Raw genomic sequence first — 237 nt, forward strand, 5'->3', positions numbered from 1 at the left:
GTGCCCGTAAGATGCCCGGGTGCTGGGTGAACAACCATTCCGCGAGGTTTGTTGACGACCAGCACATCCTGGTCCTCATAATAAATATCCAGATCCATAGGCTCTGCCAGGACGTCGAGCGCTTCCGGTTCAGGTACAGTGACGGTCACCTGATCACCCGGCTGAATTTTATAATTCGCTTTCACCGCGCTTCCGTTCACGACAACCTGTCCGTCTTTTACCCATTGCTGAACCTGG

1 protein-coding gene is annotated in these 237 nt (G+C 53.6%); it reads right to left on the minus strand.

Annotated elements, in window-relative coordinates:
* A partial coding sequence (locus SB660_RS23725) for a S4 domain-containing protein (RefSeq protein WP_410585053.1) occupies nucleotides 1-237 on the minus strand: 237 nt, incomplete at both ends.

Origin of the sequence: Bacillus sp. SIMBA_005 (assembly GCF_046535585.1) — a bacterium.
Lineage (GTDB): Bacteria > Bacillota > Bacilli > Bacillales > Bacillaceae > Bacillus > Bacillus pumilus.